This window comes from Haloarcula onubensis (assembly GCF_031624605.1).
Classification (GTDB): domain Archaea; phylum Halobacteriota; class Halobacteria; order Halobacteriales; family Haloarculaceae; genus Haloarcula; species Haloarcula onubensis.
On record NZ_JAMQOS010000001.1, the window covers coordinates 1,208,643 to 1,233,992 of the forward strand.

The 25,350-nt window shown below is 66.5% G+C and carries 21 protein-coding genes; 8 read left to right on the forward strand and 13 right to left on the reverse strand.

All coding sequences use genetic code 11. The features are described 5' to 3' along the window. Positions 1-34 precede the first annotated feature (34 nt). A complete protein-coding gene (locus tag NDI86_RS06355; protein ID WP_310899561.1) occupies positions 35-214 on the forward strand; it encodes an HEWD family protein in 180 nt (59 codons plus the stop codon). Between the two features lie 95 nt (positions 215-309). Here NDI86_RS06355 and NDI86_RS06360 read toward each other — a convergent pair whose 3' ends face one another. Then, a complete protein-coding gene (locus NDI86_RS06360) occupies positions 310-3,321 on the reverse strand; it encodes an oligosaccharyl transferase, archaeosortase A system-associated (RefSeq protein ID WP_310899562.1) in 3,012 nt (1,003 codons plus the stop codon). 107 nt (positions 3,322-3,428) lie between these two features. Between NDI86_RS06360 and aglG the strand changes: the two genes are divergently transcribed. Further along, a complete protein-coding gene (gene aglG, locus NDI86_RS06365) occupies positions 3,429-4,367 on the forward strand; it encodes a glucosyl-dolichyl phosphate glucuronosyltransferase (protein ID WP_310899563.1) in 939 nt (312 codons plus the stop codon). Between the two features lies 1 nt (position 4,368). Further along, on the forward strand, positions 4,369-5,535 hold the full coding sequence (locus tag NDI86_RS06370; protein ID WP_310899564.1) for a glycosyltransferase family 4 protein: 1,167 nt from the start codon (positions 4,369-4,371) through the stop codon (positions 5,533-5,535). A 6-nt stretch (positions 5,536-5,541) separates the two neighbouring features. Here the strand turns inward: NDI86_RS06370 and NDI86_RS06375 are convergent, their stop codons facing one another. The 3 genes from NDI86_RS06375 to NDI86_RS06385 all read right to left on the reverse strand — a co-directional run bounded on the left by NDI86_RS06375 (position 5,542) and on the right by NDI86_RS06385 (position 9,817). Next, positions 5,542-6,891, reverse strand: a complete 1,350-nt coding sequence (locus NDI86_RS06375) for a sulfatase family protein (RefSeq protein WP_310899565.1) — start codon at positions 6,889-6,891, stop codon at positions 5,542-5,544. Positions 6,892-6,992: 101 nt separating this feature from the next. Then, entirely contained in the window at positions 6,993-8,432 is a 1,440-nt protein-coding gene (locus NDI86_RS06380; protein WP_310899566.1) for a lipopolysaccharide biosynthesis protein, read from the reverse strand. Next, a complete protein-coding gene (locus NDI86_RS06385; RefSeq protein ID WP_310899567.1) occupies positions 8,432-9,817 on the reverse strand; it encodes a sulfatase in 1,386 nt (461 codons plus the stop codon). Before NDI86_RS06385 ends, NDI86_RS06380 begins: the two co-directional genes overlap by 1 nt. Positions 9,818-9,911: 94 nt before the next feature. Here NDI86_RS06385 and NDI86_RS06390 point away from each other — a divergent pair, with 94 nt between their 5' ends. Together NDI86_RS06390 and NDI86_RS06395 are read left to right on the forward strand one after the other, a co-directional pair. Then, positions 9,912-10,883 (forward strand): alkaline phosphatase family protein, encoded by a 972-nt coding sequence (locus tag NDI86_RS06390; RefSeq protein ID WP_310899568.1) that lies wholly within the window; start codon positions 9,912-9,914, stop codon positions 10,881-10,883. 170 nt (positions 10,884-11,053) lie between these two features. Further along, on the forward strand, positions 11,054-12,412 hold the full coding sequence (locus NDI86_RS06395; protein ID WP_310899569.1) for a sulfatase family protein: 1,359 nt from the start codon (positions 11,054-11,056) through the stop codon (positions 12,410-12,412). A gap of 19 nt (positions 12,413-12,431) precedes the next feature. On the opposite strand, the gene NDI86_RS06400 is transcribed toward NDI86_RS06395, so the two are convergent. From NDI86_RS06400 to NDI86_RS06415, 4 genes are all read right to left on the reverse strand, one after another. Next, complete coding sequence (locus NDI86_RS06400; protein ID WP_310899570.1) at positions 12,432-13,544, reverse strand: glycosyltransferase family 4 protein; 1,113 nt, start codon at positions 13,542-13,544, stop codon at positions 12,432-12,434. A gap of 7 nt (positions 13,545-13,551) precedes the next feature. Continuing rightward, positions 13,552-14,460 (reverse strand): hypothetical protein, encoded by a 909-nt coding sequence (locus tag NDI86_RS06405; RefSeq protein ID WP_310899571.1) that lies wholly within the window; start codon positions 14,458-14,460, stop codon positions 13,552-13,554. Positions 14,461-14,503: 43 nt separating this feature from the next. Next, on the reverse strand, positions 14,504-15,850 hold the full coding sequence (locus NDI86_RS06410; RefSeq protein WP_310899572.1) for a sulfatase-like hydrolase/transferase: 1,347 nt from the start codon (positions 15,848-15,850) through the stop codon (positions 14,504-14,506). A 100-nt stretch (positions 15,851-15,950) separates the two neighbouring features. Continuing rightward, positions 15,951-16,790 carry a TrmB family transcriptional regulator gene (locus NDI86_RS06415; protein WP_310899573.1) on the reverse strand — a complete coding sequence of 280 codons (840 nt, stop codon included), beginning with the start codon at positions 16,788-16,790 and terminating at the stop codon, positions 15,951-15,953. A 658-nt stretch (positions 16,791-17,448) separates the two neighbouring features. Here NDI86_RS06415 and aglJ point away from each other — a divergent pair. Then, complete coding sequence (gene aglJ, locus NDI86_RS06420; RefSeq protein WP_310899574.1) at positions 17,449-18,453, forward strand: S-layer glycoprotein N-glycosyltransferase AglJ; 1,005 nt, start codon at positions 17,449-17,451, stop codon at positions 18,451-18,453. Positions 18,454-18,487: 34 nt separating this feature from the next. On the opposite strand, the gene NDI86_RS06425 is transcribed toward aglJ, so the two are convergent. Next, a complete protein-coding gene (locus NDI86_RS06425) occupies positions 18,488-18,814 on the reverse strand; it encodes a DUF5789 family protein (RefSeq protein WP_310899575.1) in 327 nt (108 codons plus the stop codon). Between the two features lie 101 nt (positions 18,815-18,915). After that, positions 18,916-19,275, reverse strand: coding sequence for a winged helix-turn-helix transcriptional regulator (locus tag NDI86_RS06430; protein ID WP_310899576.1), 360 nt, complete (start codon positions 19,273-19,275; stop codon positions 18,916-18,918). A 136-nt stretch (positions 19,276-19,411) separates the two neighbouring features. Here NDI86_RS06430 and NDI86_RS06435 point away from each other — a divergent pair, with 136 nt between their 5' ends. Next, the gene (locus tag NDI86_RS06435) at positions 19,412-19,831 is read left to right on the forward strand and encodes a DoxX family protein (RefSeq protein ID WP_310899577.1); all 420 of its coding nucleotides are present in this window, start codon (positions 19,412-19,414) and stop codon (positions 19,829-19,831) included. A gap of 41 nt (positions 19,832-19,872) precedes the next feature. Next, positions 19,873-21,504: a rhomboid family intramembrane serine protease gene (locus NDI86_RS06440; protein ID WP_310899578.1), complete on the forward strand. Its 1,632-nt coding sequence runs from the start codon at positions 19,873-19,875 to the stop codon at positions 21,502-21,504. 19 nt (positions 21,505-21,523) lie between these two features. Here the strand turns inward: NDI86_RS06440 and NDI86_RS06445 are convergent, their stop codons facing one another. From NDI86_RS06445 to NDI86_RS06455, 3 genes are all read right to left on the reverse strand, one after another. Further along, positions 21,524-22,150 (reverse strand): METTL5 family protein, encoded by a 627-nt coding sequence (locus NDI86_RS06445; protein WP_310899579.1) that lies wholly within the window; start codon positions 22,148-22,150, stop codon positions 21,524-21,526. Positions 22,151-22,201: 51 nt separating this feature from the next. Then, positions 22,202-24,148, reverse strand: a complete 1,947-nt coding sequence (locus NDI86_RS06450) for a PAS domain-containing sensor histidine kinase (RefSeq protein ID WP_310899580.1) — start codon at positions 24,146-24,148, stop codon at positions 22,202-22,204. A 92-nt stretch (positions 24,149-24,240) separates the two neighbouring features. Next, a complete protein-coding gene (locus tag NDI86_RS06455) occupies positions 24,241-25,350 on the reverse strand; it encodes a hybrid sensor histidine kinase/response regulator (RefSeq protein ID WP_310899581.1) in 1,110 nt (369 codons plus the stop codon).

A 25,350-nucleotide genomic window follows, 5' to 3' on the forward strand; every position in this document is an offset into this window, starting at 1 on the left:
CACGTTGATACTCGCTGACGGGCTTGACTCTCTCATGACAGTGATTACCTCACCCCGCGAGCGAGAGTGCGAGCGGTGCGGGCGACGTGACCTGTGGGACGACGACGATAACACCTGGCGAATCGCGGTCGTGGACGGCGAGAAGCAGTCCGGAAACCCGCACTGTCTCCACGAGTGGGACATCAACGGGACGTTCAACCCGGTCGACTCCTGACTGACGCCGGCAGCTTTCGAACTTCTCGGCCAGTAGGTCCCTCGGCGTACCGAGTTCGCGACGACGGATAGCAGCGAAAGACGAGTCCGCAGTGGCTACGGCGCCGGTTCGACTGCCGGTCGCTCGACGGCGTTCGACGTGTCGTTCGTCGCGGTGCCGTCTGTCCCCCCGGACGTGCCGTCGGTCGCGGAGCCGTCGGTGCCGGTCGTCGTCTCGGTCCCGCTCGTGTCGTTGGCGCTCGTCTCGTTCCCCGACCCGCTCCCGGTCAGGTCGACCGTCGCCGGGGCGGTGTCCTCACCGAGGACCTGTCCCTCGGTCACCTGGGTCGTCGCCGCGCCAGACCCGTTCTCGGTCACCTGTAGCAGGTACGGCGTCTGTGCGCGGACGCTGACGTCCGTGTAGCCTTCCTCGACGCCCCACTCGTCGTACCCCGTCGTCGAGTAGGGGACCGTCATCTCGAAGGTGCCATCGGAACCGACCTCTGCGCGCTGGCGGTAGACGAACGTCTCGCCGGTGACGTTGTTGCGCATCTGGACGCTGGCGTACACCGTCGAGTCGGCCGGGGCGGTCCCCTCGATGGTGCCGCCCGGCACCCGCTCGAATATCTTGGTCCACGTCGGCTCGGTGTGGTCCATGATGCTCGCGGCCCCGTCGGGCATACAGTAGGTCTGGTTCCCGATGGGCATCGACGTCTGGTTGGCCCCACAGGTGCCGCCCGTGGCACGCTGGCTCGGCAGCCCGGCGAAGGCGGACTCGATGAGCTGGAACTGGTTGTGCGCACCGGAGCTGTAGGCGCTGGTCTCGCTGGAGCCCACGTAGCGGTAGTGCTCCAGCGCCGGGACCCGCTCGCCGGGCTGGGCCCCGAAGCCGCCGACCTGCGAGGTGGCGTCGCTCTCGGTGTAGTTTCTGGCCGCTTCCATCGTCGGGAACGGCCGCACCACGGACGACCCCTGTGGCGACGCGCGGATGGTCTGGCCGCTGCGCGTCTGGGCCTGCTCCCAGTCGACGACGTAGGGCTGGGGTTCCTTGGCGCTCCCGTGGTACTCGTAGAGCCGGACGACCATGCTCTCGTAGTAGGCCTGCGTCCGGTAGTTCATGTACCGGCGCGGGTCCTGACGGCTCCGGACCGTCCGGTAGTAATCGCTCGACGAGACGTTCGAGACGTCGTAGAACCGGGGCGGGGCGAAGAACTTCCCGCCGCCCTGGCCGTAGGTGTTGGCCATCTTCCAGTCGACGGCGACGTACCGGGTCTTGGCGTCGTCCTCGTCGATGGTCTCTAGGACGTCGTTGGCCTGTGTCTCGTTGGGCGCGAGGAGGAAGTTCGCGGCGGTCCGCGACCCCTGCTGGAACGGGTTCGCGTTCGGGACCCGCTCGCCCTGGACCGTGATGATGTGGCCGTAGTCCCACCACGACATCACCCCGTACTCGCCCTCCGAGTAGTCGTAGTCCTGGCGGTCGGCGTAGGTGCCGTAGTACTCGAGGGACCCGTTGCCGCCCGTCCCGTAGGCGCCTTCCTCCGGCGAGTTCTCCTGGAGCCAGTCGAGGCTCTCGCTCCAGGCGTCCGGTTCCTGGCCGGGACCCGCAGTCGACCCGACCGCCATCGCGGTGGGCGAGACCAGCACCAGCGTCCCGAACAGAATCAGCACGACCGAAGCGATGGTGATGACCTCGTAGGCCGCCACGCCCTCGTCGAAGGAGAAGTCGGTCCAGCGGACCACGTAGCCGACCGCGACCGCAGAGAGGGCGGCCACGGGGAAGACGAGGTAGACGCCGAACCGAATCTGGGTGAACGACGCGGCCAGGATGAAGGCGAACCAGACGACCACGAGGAACCGCTCGGCGCTCGCCTCCCTGTCGAACACCTGGTTGAACAGGACGAGGACGGCGCCCAGTATCGCCGCGAACAGCGCGAGCCCGTGGTACTGGTAGAGGCGGCCGGGGTCCCGCAGCGGCGTCGCCTCACCGACGGAGGTCTGCGTCGCGGACGGGCTCTGGGTGAAGCCGACGACTCGGAGCACCTGGTCGACGAAGTAGCTGAACAGGTCCGGCGTCAGCACGGCCGTCACGACCGCCAGGGTCGCCAGAATGCCGCCGACGATAAGCGGGTAGAAGTTCCGGTCGTAGTCGTTCGCTTCGACGAAGCGAGCCAGCCAGGCCATGAACGCGCAGCCGAGGGCGACGGCGGCCGCGAGCAGCACCTGCAACAGGGTGTGGTCCGTCGCCGAGATGGTGAGCCGCTGGAGGACCGCGAGCTGCAGGACGGCCACCGTCCCCATGGTGACGGCGCCGACGATGGCGGTGTGTTCGGGGCTCTTCCCGCGGACGAACTCGATGGTCAGCCACAGCAGGAAGAAGGTCCCGAGGATACCCAGCAGGAGGACGGCCGGCGGCCAGGTCCAGAGGTACAGCGAGATGGCGAGGCCGGCGAGCATCGAGTAACCGACGGTCGCCCGGAGCGCCGGGACGTCGCGGTCGAGGAACTGCTCGTAGACGGGTTTGTCGCGTTCGCCGACCGACAGCGCGACCATCACGGCGAGGACGGACGTCACCTGCAACAGTCCCTCGGCGACCTGGTGGTCGTAGACCCCGACGAGACTCCGCTGGAGGAACAGGCCGGCGGACAGCGCCAGTATCCCGGCGGCGGTCACGCCGCCGATGCGGCCGGCCAGCCGGCGGCCGACGTAGTAGGTCGGAATCGCCGCGAGCGCACCCATCACCGGCGGGGCGAAGAGGGCGACCATCGCGACCGTGTGGGCGCTGGGGTCGCCCAGACCGACGACGATGGCTATCGTCCCGAACACCTGGTCCATGAGCGTCCCGAACTGGCCCGAGCGGTTCCCGTAGGGGAAGTAGGTCCACGGGTCGAACGGCATCGTCGCCGGCCAGTTCCGGACGACGTACATCGTCGAGCGGTAGTGATACCACGGGTCGGTCCCGCTGAACAGGACCTCTCCGTCGACGATGTACGAGGCGTAGTTCCGGGCCCGGTTCCACAACATGAACCCGAACACGAGGAGGAGGGCTGGTACGTGATACCATGTTTTGACCCTGTCCAGCGTGGACTCAGGTTCGGGGTTTTCCGCTGATGTCCCCCGTGAGTGACTCATTGGTCTGAGACACTGCCAAGGCGCGCATAAGCCTTTTGACCTCGGTTCGTTGAGCAGTCCGCGGCGGATGGAAACGCCTAACCGCGGCGGTGGTGCATTCCCCGACAATGCGTGTCTCGGTCGTCCTCTGTACGCACACTCTGGAACGCTACGCCGACTGTCGCGAGGCAGCCGAGAGCGTCCTCGGACAGAGCCACGGGGACGTCGAACTGGTGCTGGTCTCGGATGGGAACGAGGACGTGTACGACCAGTTCGAGACGGACTTCGGCGACCGGGACGGCGTGGTGACACACTGCAACGACGAGAACGTCGGGCTGCTGGAGAGCCGGAACAACGGCGCCGAGGTGGCGACCGGCGACGTGGTCGCGTTCCTCGACGACGACGCCGTCGCCGCCGACGACTGGGTCGAACGGCTCGTCGCCGCCTACGAGTCCGAGACGGACCGGCGGGCGGTCGGCGGCCGGATGGTCCCCGCGTGGGTCGCCGGCAAGCCGAGCTTTCTCCCCGAGGAGTTCTACTGGCTCGTCGGCGTCACCCACCGCGGTTTCGGCCCGGACGGCGACCCCGACACGCCCGGCGAGGTCCGGAACACGTTCGGCTCGAACATCTCCTTTCGCCGGGACGTGTTCCTCGACCTGGGCGGATTCGAGGACGACATCGGGGGTCGCCAGGGCAGCAAGAACCTCCAGGGCGGCGAGACGGAGCTGTGCGCTCGCCTCGAAAGCGAGTACGGACAGGGGGTGTACTACGTCCCCGAGGCCCTGGTGGCCCACAAGGTGTTCGACTACCGCACCGACCCCGGCTGGCTCGTCGACCGGGCGTTCTGGCAGGGCTACTCGAAGCGGGGTATGGAGGTACTCGTCCCTGAATCGACCGGCGACGAGTCCGACTTCCTGGGGCGGCTCCTCTTCGAGTTCGCCCCCGGCCGTCTCCGCGGGCTCGTCGGCTCGCCGTCCGTCGCGGGCGTCCTGCAACTGCTCTTCCTCGGCGTCCTGACCGGTTTCGTCGGCGCCGGCTACCTCTACGGGATCACGGTGTGGGGGTAAGATGGCGGGCGATAGCTCCCCGGAGACGAGTGCCGACCTGCCGGACGTCTGTGTCGTCACCCATCCCCTCGCGGCTGCCGGCGAGAACGCCACCCGCAGTCTGCTCGATATCCTCGGCGCCATCACCGGCGTCGCGCTCGTGACGGCGGACCTCCCCGCCGACTCCGAGATTCGCGACCGCCGCGAGCTCGTGGAACTGACGCGGAAGGGCGCGGGCGACTCCGTGCCGGTCGCGGCCGCCCGGTTCCTCCTGAACCAGCTCCGGATGTGTCGGGTGCTCGCCGACCGCGACGAGGCGGTCGTGCTGTTTTTCGGCGCCACCTCCTATCTCCTGCCTATCCTCGCCGCCAGACTGCTCGGCAAGACCGTCCTCGTCGAGCCACGCGGCGACGTGCCCCTCACCCTGCGGCTCAACTGGGAACAGCGAATGCCGGTCCCGCTGGCCCGCACGCTCGCCGGCCTCGTGCGTGCGCTCGAACGGGTCGGGTTCGCGCTCGCCGACGGCGTGGTCACCTACACGCCGGAGATGGCCCGCCAGCTCGGGCTCCATCCGGAGGCGCCGAACGTGTATCCGACCGGCGCTCGCTACGTCCGCACCGACGAGTTCGCTATCGAGCGCCCGTACGCGGACCGGGACCGAGTCGTCGGCTTCCTCGGCCGCCTCGACGAGGAGAAGGGCGTCCGCGAACTGGCCCGCGTGGCCGAACGGCTTCCCGACGACGTGACCTTCCGGTTCATCGGCGACGGGGACCTGCGCGAGTGGCTCGAAGGGGAGCTTTCCGAGGAGATTGCCGCCGGCCGAGTGGAACTGACCGGGTGGGTCGACCACGACGACGTGCCGGCACAGCTGAACGACCTCGCCCTGCTGGTGTTGCCCTCACAGCCGACGGAGGGGCTGCCGACGACGATACTCGAAGCGCTGGCCTGCGGGACGCCGGTGCTGGCCTCGCCGGTCTCTGGCGTTCCGGACGTGGTCAAGGAAGGGGAGACCGGGTTTTGCATCGACTCGCGGGAGCCGGCGACGCTCGCCGCTCGCATCGAGTCCATACTCGCCGCGCGGGACCTCGACACGGTCAGTTCGAACGGCCGCGAGCTAATCGCGTCGGAGTACAGTTTCGAGGCGGCGTGTGCGCGCTACCGGGCGATACTTCGCGCCGTCGGCGCCTGAACGACGCTACTCGTTGTAGCCCAAGCGGCGCAACCGCTCTTTCACGTCCTCGTTCATGTCGGGGCGCACGATGTCGTCCCGCTCGGTCGATTTGACCAGTTGACGGTGGTCGTCGAGGCGGTCACGGAGCTCCGCTTCGTCCTCGGGGAACTGCCCGACCACGTTCTCCTGTTCCCCAGGGTCCTCGGTGAGGTGATACAGTTCGTCCTCGTCGTGCTCGTGGACGGCGAGATTCCACTCCGCCGTGCGGATGTGGCTGTGTAGTTCGTCGTTCCCGTCCTCGTAGCTCCCGAAGACGGCAGTCCGGTCCCACTCGCCGTCGAAGACTAGTCGGCGCAGGCTGTGTCCGAAGTAGTTGTCGGGAATGTCGAACCCAGCGACGTCCGCGAGTGTCACGGGGATGTCGGCCAGCCCGACCATCTCGTCGTACTCGCCGTCGTCGTCCCAGCCCTCGACGAACAGCGGGACGTGGGTCTTCACGTCGCGGAGGCGGGCCCCGCCGAAGAAGCCGTGTTCGAGGAAGTGGTCGCCGTGGTCGGCCGTCAGGGCGAACACGTAGTCGTCCCCCCACTGCTCCTCGACCGTGTCCATCAACCGGCCGACTTCGGCGTCGTTGAACAGTATCTCGGCGTCGTAGAGGTCGATGAAGGTCTGGTACTCCTCGTCGGTGACGTTCTCGGGCTCCTCGATGAACTTCCGGCGGAGCTGAATCGCGTCGCTGTCGGAGACGACATCGTCACGGAACTCCCGCTGGTACTCAGCCGGCGGGAGAAACGGGTGGTGGACGTCCATGTAGTGGAGCCAGACGAACGAGGGCGTCTCGTTGTCCTGTTCGATGAACTCGATAGCCATGTCGGTCATCTCGTCGGCGGGGACGTGGTACGACCCCACGTTGATGCCCTGGCTCGACTCGAGGTAGTCGTAGCCTTTCCGGAGAACGTCCAGCAGCGCGCCGTCGAGATTGGTCTTCGCCCACTTGCGTAGCTTCGAAGTCGTCGACTCGTCGGGCGCGGAGTCGAAGAACGCGTCCCAGCCGCGGTTGTAGCCGAACTCGTCGGAGACGTACAGATTACAGGTGAACCCGCCGGTCCGGTAGCCGCCGTCGTGGAACAGCTCCGAGACGAGCGTCTGGTCGTCCGAGACACGCTCGTGCCCGCCGTACATGTCGGGAGTCACACCGGTCAGTATGCTCGGGAACGAGAACCGGGTGCCGCCGACGTGTGCGTGGGCGTTCATGAACCGACTGCCCTGGCGGGCGTACTCGTCGATGTTGGGCGTCACGTCCCGCTCGTAGCCGTGATACCCTACGTGGTCCGCTCGCAAGGAGTCTATCGTGACGAGGAGGACATTATCCATGTCGGCACGTGTGCCGGTGACGCAATTAAGGATTGCTATCGTTCGCGTTTCGGCCGTGTTCACCCCCTGAGGCAGTGCCCTCGCTCGGAACCAGAACGGTCTCAGGCCGCCGGCGGGAAGAACATCCGCGCCTTCGTCCGGACACGGGGCGCGAGCGCGAGAACGAGGGTCGCGTAGACGACTGCGCCCAAGCCCGCCAGCAGGACGGTCCCGAGACGGCCCGACGGTGCGAACGGGACGACCGGATACACGACCGCGGCCATCAGGACGGCCGCGAGGGCCTGTCTCGCGAGTTGGCCGACGGGGACGCTCACCTCGTCGATGATGCGTCGCAGTACCACGTAGCCGACGACGGCCCGCAGCCACGAGGAGACGGCCGTCGCTATGGCGGCCCCGTACCACCCCATCCACCATATCAGCACGCCGTTCAGGACGGCGTTGACGAGGATGAAGACGACGTTGACGCGGAACGCGGCGTCCGGCCTGTCGACGCCGTTGATGACGTTCGTAAACTGCGAGGCGAACGTGTCCGCCATGTACGCGGCGATGAGGACCAGGAGTACGGTCGACCCCTGCCCGAACTCGGGGCGGTAGAATTCGAGTACGCGCTGGCCGATGATGGCTGCCCCCGCCAGACCGGGGATGATGAAGATACCGCTGAACGCGAGCGCTTCGTCGAGATAGTGCCTGATACGGTCGTATCCCTCGTCGGTACTCAAATCGCTGACCTCCGGAAAGAGGGTCTGGCTTATCGACGCGCTGGCGATGGCCAGCATCGAGGCGATGCCCCACGCCGCCTCGTAGATGCCGATGAGCGACGCCCCCACGAAAAACGAGAGGAAGATAGTATCGAGCCAGCCGAACACGCGACCACGGAGCGAGCCCACCCAGGCGAACTTGGCGTACTCCAACAGACTGCTGACCTGTGCCCGTGTCGGAAGCGTGGGGCGCTCCGTGCCGAGCGTGAACGCGACGGCCGCGACGATGGCCAGCGCCGCTGCGTGGCCGAGAGAGATACCGGCGACGCCGAGGCTAAACACCAGCGCGCCGGCCTGGAACGCCGTCCGGGCGATCCGTTCGACGGCCTTGAGCCAGCCGGTCGCGGCCACTCGCTTCTGGCCCTGGAGACTGCCGTTCATCGTCTGATAGGCCAGCGTCGCGGAAAGCAACGCGACTATCTCCAGGTCGTAGTCGATGAGGACACGCATCAGCTCCCGGTCGCGGGAGACGACACCGCCCAGTAGTTCCCCCGAGGCGAGTACGAGGCCGCTCAGCAGGCCACACGCCACCAGGTTCAGCAGTATCCCCCCACCGATGAAACCGCCGGGGGAGTCGCCCTCGCTGATCCGCTTCTTCATGGCGCTCGACACGGCGCTCCCCGGGATGACCAGCCAGAAAAAGCCCAGCGAGACGATGACGGAGTACCGCCCCAGCCCGTCGGCGCCGAGGACGTACGCGATGAGCCACGTGGCCCCGAACCCGGCGAGCGTGACCACGACCTGCGAGAGGAAGTGCGACGCCGCCGTCTTTCCGAGTCGCATCAGTCCAGGTAGCCCAGGTCGCTGAGTTGTTTCCGAACCGCGCCGGAGAACTCGTCGCTCTTCGCTTCGCCGACCGGTTCACCGTACTCGTCTATCCACTCGTCCAGCCGAGCGCCGAGCGCCTGTGCCACGTCGGGCTGCTCGTCGTCTACCGGCGTCTCCTCGTCCGGGAGTTCGAACAGTTGCTCACGGTCTTCGCCCCGTTCGAACCGGTGGGTCTCGGTCCGCACCGAGGTCATGATGCCGTCGAGGAACCGGGACGTGTCGAACTCCGGGTTGTGTTCGAGTAGCCCGTCGAAGCTCGCCGGGCCGCGCTGGGAGACGGCCATCGACCGGGACTCCTCGCGCAGGTCCACGCCGATAGTCCCGTCGGCGTCACAGCCAGCCATCGCTAGCAGCGTCGTCATGACGTCGCTGTGCTGGACGATGTCCTCCTCCGCCACCGCGAGGTCCGAATCCACTCCGTACAGGACGAGCGGGACGCGAGTAACGCCGTCCATGAGGACGTAGCTGTGTGCGTACAGGCCGTACTCGCCGAACAGTTCGCCGTGGTCACCGGTAACCACGACGACGGTGTTCGAGAGGTCGAGCGACTCGACGTGGTCGACCAGCCGCCCGACCATGTAATCGGTGTAGGCGATTTCGGCGTCGTACATCGCCTGCAGCGCGTCGGACTCGTCCTGCGTGAGCTTGCGGTCCGTGGCGATGGCCTCGTCCAGGTTGTAGTGGAAGTCGAGCGCGAACTCGGCCGCCTCTCGGGCCGACATCTCCAGCCCGTCGGTGTAGGCGTCGATGAACTTCCCCGGCGGGTAGTACGGCCGGTGTGGCTCGTTGTAGTGCAGATAGAAGAAGAAAGGGTCGTCGCCTCGCTCGAAATCGGCGAGCCACTTCTTTGCCACCTCGTTCATCAGATACGGCGAGGCGTGTTTGGCGGTGTCCGTCGTGAACCCGGCCGAGTGTTCGCGGATGTTGAACAGGTACTTCACCAGCGTGCCGATGCCCGCGTCGGTGATAGTCGAGGAGGCGAGCCACTGGAAACGGTCGAACCCGCGGTCGAGTCCCGTCGCCCCGCTGACGAAGGAGTTTCGCGACAGACATGCCGTCGTGTATCCGCCCTCGGCGAACCGCTCCGCGACGGTCGTGACGCCGTCGGGGAGGCTGTTGCCGGTGATTCCGAGCGTGGTCCGTGACGGAGCCGAGCCGGTGAGTATCCCGCCACTGGAGGGCAGCGTCGACTTCCCGTGCGCGAAGCAGTTGTTGAAGCCGTATCCGTCCGCCGCCAACCGGTCGATTTCCGGCGTCGTGTCCCGGGTGTACCCGTCGATACCGGTGTGGTCGGACCGGACGCTGTCGAGGGTTATCCAGAGGATGTTCGGCTCGGTCATTCGGATACTTTCGGCAAGCCGACACACCGTCTTTTATATTCCGATTTGAGTCCGAAAGACACTAGTGAACCGCCGGCGTCCTGCTTTTATACAGATGGTTCTCGTCGTCCTCGGAATCGACGCGCTGGACCCCGAGCTCGTCGACGACGAGCGCCACCCGCACCTGACGCTCACCCGGCACAAGCGAATCGAGACCATCGACAGCCACGCCGGCGAGCCGAGCACGCACGAACTCTGGCCGACGATAATCACCGGGCTACCCCCAAGCGAACACGGGCTCCAGTTAGACGACGGAGTGGCCTGGGAGAACCCACTGTTGCGGTACGGGAGTAGGGCGGCCGATTATCTCCTGTCCGACAGCCTCCAGGCCAGCATCGGCGCGTGGCTGTTGACCAACACCGGGGCCGACGCGTTCCGCGTGCCGTCGTCCTACTACGCCGAGAACGGCCTCACGACGGTGTTCGACGGGACCGACTCGACGGCTATCGGTGTCCCCAACTACGTCGTCGACCCCGACACGGAGGACAGGGAACACAGCCTCCGGCGGGAACTCGGCGACCTCTTCGAGCGCGACACCGAGGCCGTCGGCGGCCACACCACGGCCGACCTCCCGACGTTCTACGAACAGTGTATGGAGATGTCCATCGTCCGAACGGCACGCGCCCGAAACGCCTTGCGAAGCGGGCGATACGAACTCGTCTTCGCCTACACGAGCGGGCTCGACCTCGTGGGCCACGTGACCTACGACAGGCCCGACGTGCAGTCACAGGCCTACGACGAACTGGACCGGTTCGTCGCGGACGTCCACGCCGACCTCGGGCCCGACGACGACCTGTTGCTCGTCAGCGACCACGGACTACAGGACGGCGTCCACACCCACGAAGCGATGGTCGCCGGGACGGACCCCGAGACGGTCGACAGCATCGACAGCGTCCTCGACGTTCGCGACGCCATCGAGGCCGCGCTGGCGGGTGGCGCCCACGAGACGGCGGCGACCGTCGAATTCGAACACGGTGACGGCCGCGACGACGTCCAGGAGCGACTCGAAGACCTCGGCTACATGTAGGCGCCGACGTCGTCGCAACGCTCCGAGACGAACGCCCCCCGAGTTCGGCCGTGGGTGGACGTCAGACCCGCCATGAGGGCCGTATCGGTCGGCAATCCGGCATCTGTACCCGTGGCTCGTGTCTCAAATGAAAAAGTTCACACGCGGAACTATGCTAGTCACTCGTAGCTATGGCAAACCCGAATATCTTCCTCGTCGTGCTTGACTCCGTTCGGAAGGACCATCTCTCCACGTACGGCTACGGCAGGCCGACCACCCCTACGTTAGACGAGTTTGCCGATATCTCGACGAAATACACGCAGGCGTTTTCTGCTGGACCGTGGACACCGGTGTCCCACGGCGTCATGTTCACGGGCCAGTGGCCGTCGAACGGCGGCGTGTACGGACTGCAACCGGACCTGGCCACTGACCGCCCGCATATCGCCGAACTCCTGTCCGATATTGGGTACTATACAGTCGGTTTCAGCAACTCGTACCACACCAGCCCCGACCACGGGTTCGACAGGGGATTCGATTACTACCACGACATCCTGTCTCTCCCCAGATTCGCAGGCAACATGTACGAGCCCTCACTCACGTTTGTGCAGCATCTCTACGACTATTTCGTGAGAGACTACGACGATTCATCGTTCCAACTGAACAAGATGCTCGACCGTCTGGACTCGACCAGACAGCCTATCTTCGGGTTCATAAACATGAACTCCGCTCACTCACCGTACAATCCGCCGAGCGAGTTCAAACGGGAGTTCGAGTCCTACGTCGACGGGGTCGAAGCAGCCGACCGGGAAGTCGCAGCGGCGTACAGTAAAGACGCGTATCAGTACTTCATCGACGAACTGGAGATGAGCGCCCCCGAGTGGGAACTCGTGAAGGGGTGGTACGACGGCGAGATTCGATACATGGACATGCTGCTCGAAAAATTCTTCCAGTTCCTGAAATCCAACGGGATGTTCGACGATTCGATGATTATCATCACGAGCGACCACGGCGAGTTCTTCGGCGAAGGCGGGATGGTGTATCATCAGTTCTCGCTCGCCGACATCCTGTTGAACGTGCCGCTGTTGATAAAGTGGCCCGAACAGAACGAACCCCGCGTCTCCGAGGACCTCGTCTCGCTGGTCGATTTGGCACCGACCGCGCTCTCTCAAACCACGCAATCAACCCCCGAGTCGATGGACGGGCTGGACCTCTCAGAGACCCCCGATAGAGAAGCCATCTACGCTGAGTATGCGGGGCCGAGCGAGTCGATTGCCCGCCGGATGGCCGCTGCCGGGGACCAGTACGCGTCGTACACGAGGGGGCTCCAGGCCGTCCGAACTGCGAATCACAAACTGGTCGTCTCCGCCGACGGGGAGCGACGGCTCTACGAGGTGGCGGACGGTTCCGAGGAAGAAATCACCGACGAGGACCTGACAGACCAACTGCAAGAGCGGCTCGACGGTACGCTAGACCGGCTCCCCGAAGCCAGCGTGAGCGAGGACCTGGACCCACACATAGAGGACCACCTCCGGGACATGGGGTACATGTGAGCGCGACGCGCTGGATACCTTACCCGCCGAGTATCGACCGGTATAGGTCGCGATACTGCTCGGCCACGGTCTCGATGTCGTACTTCGATTCGACCAGCTCCCGGCCGGCCGCGGCGAGGCGCGCTCGCTCTGCCGGGTTCGACGCGAGGTCCACGAGGTGGTCGGCCAGTTCGGCCGGGTCTCCGGTCGGGTGGAACCGTGCGATGTCGCCGTAGGGGCCAGTGAACGGGGGAATATCGGAGAACACCGCTGGATTACCGAGCGCGAGCCCCTCGACCGCTGCGGCGCTGAATCCTTCCCACAGCGACGGCATGGCGTAGATATCTATCTCGCTGAGCATCCCGTAGACCTCCTGGCGGTCGAGGTATCCCAGAAAGTGCACGGCGTCGTCGACCCCGAGGTCGGACGCGAGTGCCCGAAGCGAGTCGCGTTTCGGTCCGTCGCCAGCGATAGCCAGGGCCAGTGCCACATCAGAACGCGTTCTGGCCGTTGCCAGGCCACGAATCAGCGTCTCGTGGTCTTTCTGTTCCGTGAGCATCCCGGCGGTACCGACGAGAACGGTCTCCTCGTCGACACCCGCCGTCTCGCGGGCGCTCCATCCCGTATTCACGCCCGAGTCGATTCGCTCGAAATCGACGCCGTTCGGAATGAACGCGACCGTCTCGTCCGGAAGTATCGCCGTCTCCCACCGCATGAACGAATCGTACACGGCGCGGGAGTTACAGACGACTCGGTCGGCCAGTGGATTCGTCAACCCGTTGGCGACCCGGCCCATTCGGTTGAACCCTTTCCGCATGTTCCCCTCGCGGGAGACCGACGGGACGCCGAGATATCTCGCGATGGCCTTCGCGAACGAGCCCGAGTGGTTGTGGTGTGCCTGGACGAGGTCGTACTCGTCGAGTATCGAGGCGGCCCGTCTGACCGTGCGGGCGTCCGCACCGACCGTCGTATCCGGCGCGTCGAGACACGTCACGCCGACGCGGTCGTCGGCCTCGAACGACTCGGCGTCGAACCACGCGAGGATGTCGACCTCGACGTCGGTGTAGTCGACGAGCGCCGCCGCGATGTCGGCCGGCACGCTCGACTCGCCGACGGCGTTGACGACGTAGCAGACGCGAAGTGGCTCGGTCATCGTCCCCTCATTCTTCGGCGTACCCGAGCGCGACCAATCGGTCGGACACCGTCTCGGGCGTCTCGACCGACGTCTCCGGTTCGAAGACCACCCACGGGACCGCCACCACCGGCTCGACGGCGACGCCGACCGGGTGTTCGACCAGTCCGCGCTCGCCGAACAACTCGCCGTGGTCGGCCGATATCACGACCCTGTGGCCGTCGTCGGCGAGTTCGGCCGCGAACTCGCTGGCCCGTTCCCACGCGTACCGGACGCAGGCCTCGTAGGAGCGCCGGGCGCGGGCGGTATCGAAGAGCCCGTTCGCCAGCATCGCCTGCAGCTTCTCCCCGTGGTACCACTCGTCGGCGAAGAACCGCGGGTGTACCCCACCGGGTACCGGAACCGTCCGCCCGTCGACCGCACAGACGTGCGGGTAATGCGGTTGCAGCGTGTGGGCGACGACGGGCCTGTCCCCGCCGACGTGGTCGCGGACGGCGTCGTACACGTCCTCGGCACGGACCGTCGCGAGGTTATCGTCCCACTCCGTCTCGTACACGGGCACGTGTTCGCAGTTCGGACTGGGCGAGCGCTTTCCGGACTGCGGGTTCGCGCTGACGTACACCGTCTCCTCGAACTGCCGGGCCTCGTTGGCTGCGGAGAGAAAGCCCGGTGTGGCACTGGCCGGCGACCGGGCCCGGTCGACGACGGCGTTCGTGGTGATGTCCGCGAGCGTATCGTACCGACACGCGTCGAGCAGAATCAACACGTCCCAGTCCACCGCGTCGAGTCGGTCGAAGAGGTCCGGCTCTCGGACGCCGGGAGCCTGTTGCCAGAGCCACTTCCAGGCGCGGTACGGAAACGGCTCTTGCAGCGACCCGGCGTCCGGTTCGCTCGCCCTGAACAACTGCCACGTCTTGAGTAGTGTCTTACCTAACATCGGGGTTCCTCCCGCCACGTGCGGGACACAGCGGCCGCAATCGTTACTGCGAAACGTAACCGAGTTCGTTCAGCCGGTCGCGAACGTCGGCCGGTATCTCACGGTCCGACGAGAGCGTCATCTCCGCTTCGTCGAGGTCGGACCGCAGCGTGTCGACGTGGGTTCGCGCCTCGTCGAGGTCCATCTCGTCGTCGGACTGGAACCCCTCGCGACTCTCCCACGCGTACGTCCCGTCGGGTTCGACGACTCCGTATTCCGGCTGGTCCCACTCTTCGACGAAATCCATGGAATAGCCGTTCTCTCGGAGCGCTTCGACCCGGGAGCTTCGCAACCCGTGACGCTCGACGAGATACCGTTCGTCGCCCGGGTCGTCGAGTAAGTTTCGCCCCCGTCTATCGGTGTCGTCACAGCCAGCCAGCGAGAGAATCGTTCGGTAGACATCGAGCAGGCTCACGGTGGTCTCGACGGTTTCTCTGGTCTCGTCACCGTGATAGATGCTCAGCGGAACGTGCGTGAGTTCGGGATAGATACCGTAGTTGTGGGCCCAGATGCCGTCGCGGCCGAACATCTCCCCGTGGTCCGAGACTGTGACGACGTAGTCGAAGTGCTCGGTCAGTTCGTCGAAGATGTCGCGATACATATCGGAGAGATACCGGACACAGTCGTCGTACGCCTGCCGGAGGTCCGCCGCGGACTCGTCCGGCCCGTCGGACATCGTATCCTCGAAGGACGCCTGGGCGTCGATGTCGACTGTGCGGTACTCCTCCGGGGCGTTGTAGGGGCCGTGTGCCTCCATCAGATTCATGAAGAAGAACTCCTCGCCGCCGAAGTCGGTGTCGCGCACGATGTCCAGCACTTTGGCCGCACCGTCGTCCCGCCCGGCTATCGACGACATCCCGAGGTCACGACCCTTCATCTGCGCGCCGAGTTTGAGCGACTTCCAGGTGTCTACGTCGGCGGTGAAACACTCTTTGACGGCTGAAACGAACCGCATCGGTCCCTGGTCGCGTGTCCGCGAGATGAACGCCCCCCAGTCGAGGACGTCGTCGTCGCGACGCTTCCCGCGCCAACTGTGGTGAAACTCGTCGAATCCCCGGGTGAAGTCGAACGAATCAGAGATGTTCGCGTTGGCGCTGAACCCCCGCGTCGTGTAGCCCGCTTCCGAGAGTCTCTCTGCCAGCACGGGTCCCTCGCTGCTCAGCGCCTCGGCCTTCGCGTACACGCCGGATTCGGTCGGATACAGTCCGGTAAACAGCGTCCCGTGAGCCGGCACCGTCCACCCGCTCGTCGACCACGCGCTCTCGAAGGTCGTTCCCGGGAGCCAGTCGAAGTAGGCATCGAACGCATCCTTCCTGAGAGAATCGAAGACAACGAGCGCGACGCTAGTCATTTAGCCGTCCTCTGATTGGCGTCCTCTTAGTAGTTGTGGTTCTACGATAGTTGACAGTTTCCTGACTGGCTACTGGTCAGACACTCTCTCCTGGTTCACGTCAACTGTTATCCACGCTCTCGTGTTCCCACACCAGATCGAAGTACCGCTTCATCCCGGCGACGAACGAGCCGTTCTCGGTCAGGGCGGCCTGGCGCATGTGGTTCGGTACGTCGGGTTCCTCCACTAACAGAATCGCCTCCCCGCTGTCGTAGTCCATGCTCGGGTCGACGAGTGTGCCGCGCCAGGGCAGTTTCTCGGTGCTGAAGCGGACGCCGACTTCGGGGAGGTCCGCCCGCAGTCGCTCGACCATCTCGGACTGGACCGCCGCCTTCTCGGGCGGGAGGTTGTCGGGGTGTAAGAACAGCACAGACACGTCGACGCCGCGCTCGACGGCCGCTCTGAGCGCCCCCTCGACGCTGTCGAGGTAGGCGAAGCTGTTCGTGATGACGCCGAGCATCGCCTCGGCGTCGCCGTAGAGCCGGCGGGTCTCGCGCTCGCTGGGGTCGCCCACGTCGACGACGTGGAACAGCTCGGCCGTCGGCGAGATGTCCTCGCTGGCCCGCTCGAAGCGGGGCTCGTACTCCGAGAGGAAGGCGTCCCGACCCGCATCGATGTCGGACGCGAACCGCTCGTAGGACTGGCGCTGGTTCTCGACGGCCCGGTCGAGAATCTCCTCGGGCGCTTTCGGCTGGTACTCCTTTGGTCGGCCGGGAATCACCTTGATAAACCCGCGGTCGGCGAGCGATTCGAGGACGCCGTAGATGCGCGCTTTCGGGATGCCCGTCGCCTCCGCGAGGTTGGGCGCGGTGGTCCGCCCCAGCGTCAGCAACTGCTCGATGGCCGTCGTCTCGTACTCGGTCAGCCCAACGCGGTCGAACACGTCGGACGCTTCGGTCATACCCCACCCTTCGCCGCCCGCCACGTAAAACGCGCGGGAGCCGCCGGAAAGTATTTACCAGTTGCTCTGAATAGTTACTCGAAACGTGAGTAACCAGAAGTCGGAACGGCGGGAACGCGACGACGCACACCTGCAGGACGTCGAGGACGGCTGTGGCTGTGTCGAGGTGTGGGAACACATGAGCGACGACCGCGAGGAGTGACCGACCGCGGTCTCTGGTAGTCTGGTTTCGCTCTACCGAGTCGCTCTGCTCCGGAAGCGCTCTGCTGCCTGTGTTCGCGTGCGACACGCAGTCTGTCCGCACAGCGGCCGGGAGGCCGCTCTGTCGGCCGACCCGGGGGAGGGCAGGCCCGCTTGCGGTCACCTGGCGGACTGGAAGGGCGAACGCGCTCGACCCGGCTGCGCGGGCACTATCCGAGCGAAGCGAGGATATCCTGCACAGCCGGGTCGAGAGGGTGAGGGCTTCCGGCGTGAGGGCTTCCGGCGTGAGGGCTTCCGGCGTGAGGGCTTCCGGCGTGAGGGCTTCCGGCGTGAGGGCTTCCGGCGTGAGGGCTTCCGGCGTGAGGGCTTCCGGCGTCTACGTCTCGTCAGAAAAGAGAAGGACAACTGCTAGCCGCGGACCCGCATTTATTTGAGTACGCGTGGCAGATGGTCGACAATGGCCGACCGTGACGACGTCTGCGTGTTGCTCCCCGCATACAACGAGGCCGAGACTATCCAGCCGGTCGTCGAGGGGTTCCGCGAGCAGGGGTTCGACAACGTCCTCGTCGTGGACGGCGGGTCGAGCGACGACACGTACGCGCTCGCGGAGGCCGCCGGCGCCCGCGTCGTCGAGCAATCAGGCGAGGGGAAGGGGCAGGCGATTCGCGAGGCCGTCGAACGCTACGTCGAGAGCGAGGTCGTCCTGATGGCCGACGCCGACGAGACCTACCGGGCGAGCGACGCGGCGCGGATGCTCGAACCCATCTTCGAGGGGCGGGCCGAGCACGTCATCGGCGACCGCTTCGCCGACATGAAACCGGGTGCGATGACGCGCCTGAACCAGGTGGGCAACCGCATCATCAACGGGGCGTTCTCGCTCATCCACGGCCACGACTACGCCGACATCCTCAGCGGCTACCGCGCGTTCACGAGAGAGTCGTTCCGGCAACTCTCGCTGTCGGCGGAGGGCTTTGGCATCGAGACGGAGATGGCCGTCGAGTGTGTCAAACACGGGGTCCGAACCGTCGTCGTCCCGATAACGTATCTGCCCCGGCCCGACGAGTCGGAGACGAACCTCCGCCCGGTGCGTGACGGCGGGCTGATACTCGTGACGCTGTACCGGATGGCCAAGACCAACAACCCGCTCTTTTACTTCGGGAGCGTCGGCTTCTCGACGATAGGCCTGGGCGCGCTGCTTGGCGTCTACGTCGTCTACGACTGGTTCGTCAACAGCATCTCACACGAGGTCATCGCCACGATCGGCGGCATCGCAATCGTACTCGGTATCCAACTGCTGATGTTCGGCGTCCTCTCGGACATGATAGTGACGGTCAATCGCGAGCAGACACAGCAACTGGAGAACATCGCCAAGCGACTCAACGAGGAGCCCCGGACCCCGCCGCGGTCGGAGAGCGACGGCGAGGCCGAGACCGCGCGGCCCCCGGACAACAGGCAGAACTGAACTCCGACAGTCGGCGCTCGTCGGACACCCCGGCTCAGAACGGGACCAGCGCCCGAAGCTGTGTCAGCAGGCTGTTCGACGTCGCTTCGCGCTTGCGCTCGAAGGTTGGGTGGAGCGCGTTGAACAGCTCCTGTTCGGAGTCGAATCGCGTCTCCGTCGCCATATCCAGGGCCTCGCCGACGGTCGCGCTGTGGCCGGCGGAGTCGTAGGGCACCTCGATGTGACCCGCCTGTTCGCGCACCTCCTGGGCGGTGGCGGGGTAGTCGATGGTCTCCTCGCCGAGCTTGGCGTCGAGCGCCGCGATGCCGAACTCGATGGCGGTCGGCTCCTCGGTGTCGTCGGTCGGTGGCTGTACTCCCATCGTAGGAGACGTTGGGCTTCGGGGTGGAAAAGGCTGTGTTCGACAGCGAGCCGGGCTCCCCGCTCGGCCGCTCCGGGTCTGCTATCGAGTAGACTGTCCGTCTACCCGGTCTGCTCGCCTTCGCAGGCCGTGAGCCACTCCTCGGCCCACGCGGTTATCTCGTCGAACACGGGACACAGCGACTCGCCCTTGGGCGTGAGCCGGTAGTACGTCGCGACCGGCGCGTCCTCCTCCAGTCGGCGCTCGACGAAGCCGGTCTCCTGGAGGTCGTCGAGGACGCGCGAGAGCGTGCGGGAACTGGCGTCGGTGGCTCGCTTGAGTTCGTTGAACCGGCGCTCGCCGTTCTGCAGTTCGTGGAGGACGACGAGGCGCCACTTCGACCCGACCTGCTCGATAGATTCGATGACCGGGCAGGCGGGGTCGTCGTCCGCCTGCTCCTCCGCGAAGATTTCTGATGACATCGGTGTGACCTGGTGACTCCTATGTCCGGGAACCGATATATAGGTTCGCATCCGAACCAAGTAACGTAATGAAACCACCTCTCGGTGCACTGACGAATCGCGACACGACCGCCCGCAGTCCGGGGGTGTCGGCCTGATGGCCTTCGAGGCGGCCGGCGCGGCCGAACTGTTCCTTCTCGCGCGGGTCCTCTTCGGCGGGGTCCTGGCCTTCACGGGGCTCAACCTCTTCATGAACGCCGGGGGGATGATACCCTACGCCGAGGCGAAGGGGCTGCCCGCGCCGGCGGCGTCGGTCTACGGGAGCGGCGGTCTGCTCGTCTTCAGCGGCCTCCTCGTCGTCGTCGGCGCCTACCCCGTCGTCGCGGCGGGGGCGCTCGCTGTCTTCCTGCTTTCCTCCGCCGTGACGATGCACGACTTCTGGGCCGTCCCGGAGGACCAGCGACAGGACGAGATGACCCAGTTCCTGAAGAACGTCGCGATGGCGGGCGGCGCCGTCGCCCTGCTGGCCGTCGCGGGCACTGCCTGGCCTTACAGCCTGGCGCTGGGCGCCGTCTAGGTCGCCAATTTCAAACCCCCCCGGTGCCGATGTGTTCCTGCATGCTCCAGTCGCTGGCCGAGTCGCTCGCCGCCGTGCCCGTCCGGCCGCTGGTCGTCGTCCTGGCCGTCCTGGCGACCGGGGTCGTCGTCCGGCGGCTGTTCGGCGGGCGCCTCACCGCGGCGCTTCGTCGGCGACTGCTGCTCGGGGTGCCGTGGGGGACGCTGCTGACCATCGCCGGCGTCCTCGCCGTCTACCTGTTCGTCCAGGGCGCGTACTGGCACGCTGACCTCCTCGTGACGCCGTTCCGGACGTGGTCGTACTTCTACCCGCTGGGGCTGCTCACGGGGGCGTTCACCCACGGCAGCGTCGGTCACATCACCGGGAACCTGCTGGGGACGCTCGTCTACGGCACCGTCGTCGAGTACGTCTGGAGCCACTACCCGCAGAGTCGGGGCGAGTCGTCGTTTGGCTCGCTGCGGACGAACCCCTTCGCCCGGATACTGGCCGTCCCCCTCGTCATGGCCGTCGTCGGCGTGTTCACGGGCGTGTTCGCGCTCGGCCCCATCGTCGGCTTCTCCGGCGTCGTCTTTGCGCTGGCGGGCTTCGCGCTGGTGACGCGACCGACCCTGTTCCTCGGGGCGTTCCTGGGGAGCCGTATCATCGACCTCGTCTACACCGCGCTTCGCTCGCCGGAGCCGACCGTCGGCGGCAGCGTCCAGTTCGTCACGCCCTGGTGGGCGAACATCGCCATCCAGGGCCACGCCATCGGGCTGCTCGCAGGTGTCTTTCTCGGCATGGCGCTGTTGCGAGCCCGCTCGGAGCGGCCCGGCCCGGAGCGGGTGTTCTTCGCGACCCTGGTGTTCGCCACGGTCCAGGGCCTGTGGGCGGTGTACGTACCGCTCGGCGGGGGGCGGTTCACGCTGTTTCGCTGGCTCGGCACCGTGCTGGTCCTGCTGCTGGCGATACTGGTCGCCGCCGCGACGCTGTACACCGACCGGCGGCTGCTCCCCGACTTCGAGGGGGGCTGGCCGTCGCTGGCGGGCTTTGCGCTCCTCGTCGCCCTCGCGGCGCTCTGTCTCGCGTCGGTACCCGCAAACGGCGCCGACATCGGCGCCGCCGACCTCCCCGAGGACGGCCTCGAAGTGCGTGACTACGTCGTCACCTACGAGGAGGACGTGCGAAACGCCTACGTCGACAGCATGCCGCTGCCGCCGACGGCCCAGCAGAACATCACCGAGAGCGGCGTCGTCGTCGCCAGCGCGGACCGGGAGATATGGACCATTGCCGTCTCTCGCTCGCGGCTGGCGCTCCAGGGCGATGCGACGGTCCTCGTCGGCGGCGTGGGCTGGCGCGAGGCGGTCAGCGTCGACCGGCGGAGCTGGTCGGTGCCGGGCAACGACAGCGTCTACAGCGTGGCGCTGGCCCGCGAGGGCGGCGAGGCCCGGACCGTCTACACCTCCGGTCCGTCGACCCTCGACGGCCGCGTCGCCGGGCGTAACCTCACACTCCGGCCGGTCGGGAGCGGCTTCGAAATCGCGGTCACCCGGAACGGCGAGACCGTCGACCGAGGGCCGGTTCCGGCCAACACGTCGAGCCGTGACATCGGCGGGCTCACCTTCGAGCGCAACCGGTCGCGGCTGTACGCCGCCGGTAACGGCACCCGCGTCATCGTCGCCCGCTCGGGGAGCTAGCCCGACTGCTCTGGACCGCCTACGCCCACTCGATACGGTAGAGTTCGGCGTCGATGTTTCGGGTCTCGTCCTCGTGGAAGTCGAACTGGCGTGGCACCTCGAACTCGGCGGCGAAGGCGTGGGTCACCTCGCCGCCGTTGTCGGCCACAAAGGACTCCACGAAGTCGCCGCTGCCACCGTTGTGCAGCGAGTACGAGACGCTCGAAATATCGGCTGCGGTGGCGAGGAACCTGCGGTCCGCGTGTTCGCTGCCCGACTGCGCGCCGAAGGGCGGGTTCATCACGACGGTCGTCGCTCCGACAGGCGGGCAGAGTGGGGCCCGCGTCGCGTCGGCCCGGACCCACGACACCGACGTGGTGGAGCCGACTTTCCGCTCGTTGGCCCGCGCCGTCGACAGCGGGCCGGGGTCTACGTCCACGCCGACGACGGTGTCGGGCCCGCGAAGCGCCGCGGCGAGCGCGAGCATCCCCGTCCCACAGCCCAGGTCGACCACCGTCCGGTCCTGCACGTCCCCCTCCAGGTCGGCCCGGTGAATCAGATGGGCCGCCAGGTCCGGCGGCGTCCGGTACTGTTCGAGGTCGGCTCTGGGGTCGGCGAAGCCGGCGACGACGCCGAGTTGCTGGGCGAGCGCGCTTTTTGTCGCCATCAGGCGCGATACACCTGAGTCATGTAAAAACCTTTTTAATATGCCTGTTGGTTATTCGCAACTCGGCAGTTCGACGACGAAGGCCGCCCCGCCGGCGTCGCTGTCCTCGACCCAGATACGCCCGCCGTAGCTCTCTATCATCGCGTCGACGAAGTAGAGGCCGAAGCCGGTCCCGCCGGAATCGCGGCTCTTCCCGCCGCGCTCGAAGATGTGCTCCCGGAGCGGCGCCGCGATGCCGGGCCCGTCGTCGGCGATTCTGACCGTGGCCGTCCCCTCCGTCTGTGAGGCCGTGACCTCGACGGCGACCCCCGACTCGTCGCTCGACTCGCTCGCTGCCGTGCCGTCGGCGTTCGTCGACGCGTGTTCGACCGCGTTGGTGAGGATGTTGCCGAAGACGTCGTGCAACAGGTCGTCGGCGGTCACCACCAGGTCCGCGGGGACCGAGATGTCGACCGCCGCACCGGGGCGCATCGACGCGGCCCGGTGGGCGGCCGATTCGAGAACCGGGGCCAGTTCGACCGGCTTGGTCTCGGCGGCCGCGTCGTTCGAGAGCGTCCGCAACACCGACCGGACCTTCCGCGTGAGGTCGACGATGTCGTCGCTCCACTCGACGATGGTCTCGGCGTACCCCCGCTGGTGGCCCTCCAGTTCCTCGGCGAGCATCTCGCCCCGGGCCCGGATGACGTTCATCCCGTTGAGGATGTCGTGGCGCAGGATGCTGTTGAAAAACTCCATCTGTTCCCGGCGCTGCTCCAGCGCCTCGTTCGAGGCCGCAAGCTCCGCCCGCTGGTCCTGTAGCTCGGTCTCGCGAGCCACGCGGTCGAGCGCCGCCGTCGCCGTCGTCGAGAGGATATCGAGCAGGTGTCGCTCCGACTCGCTGACGGGGTCGACGGTCGTCGAGCCGACACACAGCAGGCCGTGGTCGTCCAGCGGCAGACAGAGCCACGTCCCCAGCGGGACGCCGGGTGCCGCCGGGGCGTCCAGTTCGTCGTAGTCCTCGAAGACGACTGGCTCCCCGTCGTCGAAGACGGCTTTCTCGTCCGTCCCGGGGCCGATATCCGGGAGGTCCTTCGCGATATCGACCCCGGCGAACTCCGTCGCCGTCTCCGTCGCGCCGATGGGCGAGAGGACGTCGCCGTCGTGGGCCCACATCGCCGCGATGGGGCGGTCGATGATGCGCTCCGCGATGTCCGTGACCCGCTCTGCGACGGCCGCCTCGGTGTGGGTGTACAGCAGGTCGTTGGTGGCCTCGCTGAGCGCGTCGACGCGCTCCTCGCGGCGCTTCAACTCGGTGATGTTCCGGGAGACGCCGACGACCTGGGCGAGTTCGCCGTCCTCGAAGACTGGCTGGTACCACGTCTCGAACACCAGGTCGTCGATGAGCTGTGTGACCCGGACCTCGTTGCCGTCAAGCGCCCGCCGGACGGCGCCGACGATTTCGGGATAGTTCGCGTACGCCTCGAAGACGGAGCGGCCCGTCAACTCGCCCTGTTCCAGCCCCAGTGCCGCCAGCCCTTTGCCCGCCGAATGGGTGAAGACACCGTCGGTGTCGAGGGCGAACACGACGACGGGGAGGTTTGTCACCATCGTCCGGAGCTGTTCGTCCCACTGGGCGCGGTCCAGTTCTCGCTCCCGGGTGTCCGCACTCTCCCGGACGAACGCGACCACCCGGACCGCCCCGTCGACGGTCACGCGTTCGAGGGTGACCTCGACCGAGCGGCGCTGGCCCTCGGGGCCGACTATCTCCCACGCGACGTGGTGGTCCCCGTCAGCAACGGCCTGCTCGATTGCGGCCTCCGCGTCCGCCGTGGTGAACGCCGCCGTGCTTATCTCGCCCACCGCAGCGCCGACCAGTTGTTCGCGGTCCAGACCCACCAGCTCACAGGCCGCCCGATTGGCGTCCAGAATACGGCCCGACTCGGGGTCGTGAATCATAATCGGTTCCGGCGTCACCTCGAAGATATCTGCGTAGAGACCGTCGTGGATATCCGCGGCCATACGAGCGTATGGACAGGGACGCACAAGTCAGTACCCCCGCCGTTCTCAACGGCGAGAACCGCCCGCCGGACAGTCGGTCACCTACCCGTCGGTCACTCGGTCCGTGGCAGTTCGACGACGAAGGCCGCCCCGCCGGCGTCGCTGTCCTCGACCCAGATGCGCCCGCCGTAGCTCTCTATCATCGAGTCGACGAAGTAGAGCCCGAATCCCGTCCCCGACGAGGCGCTCCCCTTCTCGCCGCGGTCGAAGACGCGGCGCCGTCGCTCCGGCGCGATGCCGGGGCCGTCGTCGGCGATTCGAACCGTGACCGTCCCGTCCCGGACCGCCGCGGTCACGGTGACGGTCACGCCGTCGCGCGCGACGGCGTCCCGACCCGCCGTCCCGTCAGGGCTCGCGGAGCCGTGTTCCACGGCGTTCATGAACAGGTTGCCAAAGACGTCTTCGAGCAGTTCGTCGGCCGCCACTTCGATGTCTTCGACGTGGTTGACGACGGCGCAGTCCCCGGAGACGGACCGCGCCCGCTCGGCGGCGTCGTCGAGCACTGCCCCGAGGTCGCGCCGCTCCATCTCGGTCATCCCGTCCTCCGAGAGGGTCTCCAGCACCGACCGGACCTTCTCCGTGAGGTCGATGATGTCGTCGCTCCACCTGACGATGGTGTCGGCGTACTCGCGCTCGTCGCCGTCGAGACGCCCCGATAGCAACTCCCCCCGGGCGCGGATGACGTTCATCCCGTTGAGCATGTCGTGGCGCAGGATGCTGTTGAAGAACTCAATCTGGTCGTTGCGCCGCCTGAGCGTCCGCTGCTGGCGGCTGCGCTCGACCGCGTACCGAAGCGTCCGGACGAGTCGGTCCCCGTCGAGTTCGGATTTCGGCAGGTAGTCCTGGGCCCCGCGCTGAATCGACTGCATCGCACTCTCGCGGTTCTGCATCCCGGTGAGGACGATAATGGGCACCGAGTCGACGAGGCCCACCGCGCGGTCGAGGGTCTCGAGACCGGTCGAACCGGGCAACCCCAGGTCCAGCAACAGCACGTCGTACCCCTCGGCGTCCTCGACGGCCGAGAGCGATTCGACGTGCGACAGCGAAATCTCGTCGACGAAGTGGATGGTCTCGGAGGCGTTCAGGTAGTGGCGGACGAGGCGGGCGTCGCCGGGGTTGTCCTCGACCAGCAGGACGTTCAGCTTGGTGGTGGTCCCGTCCAT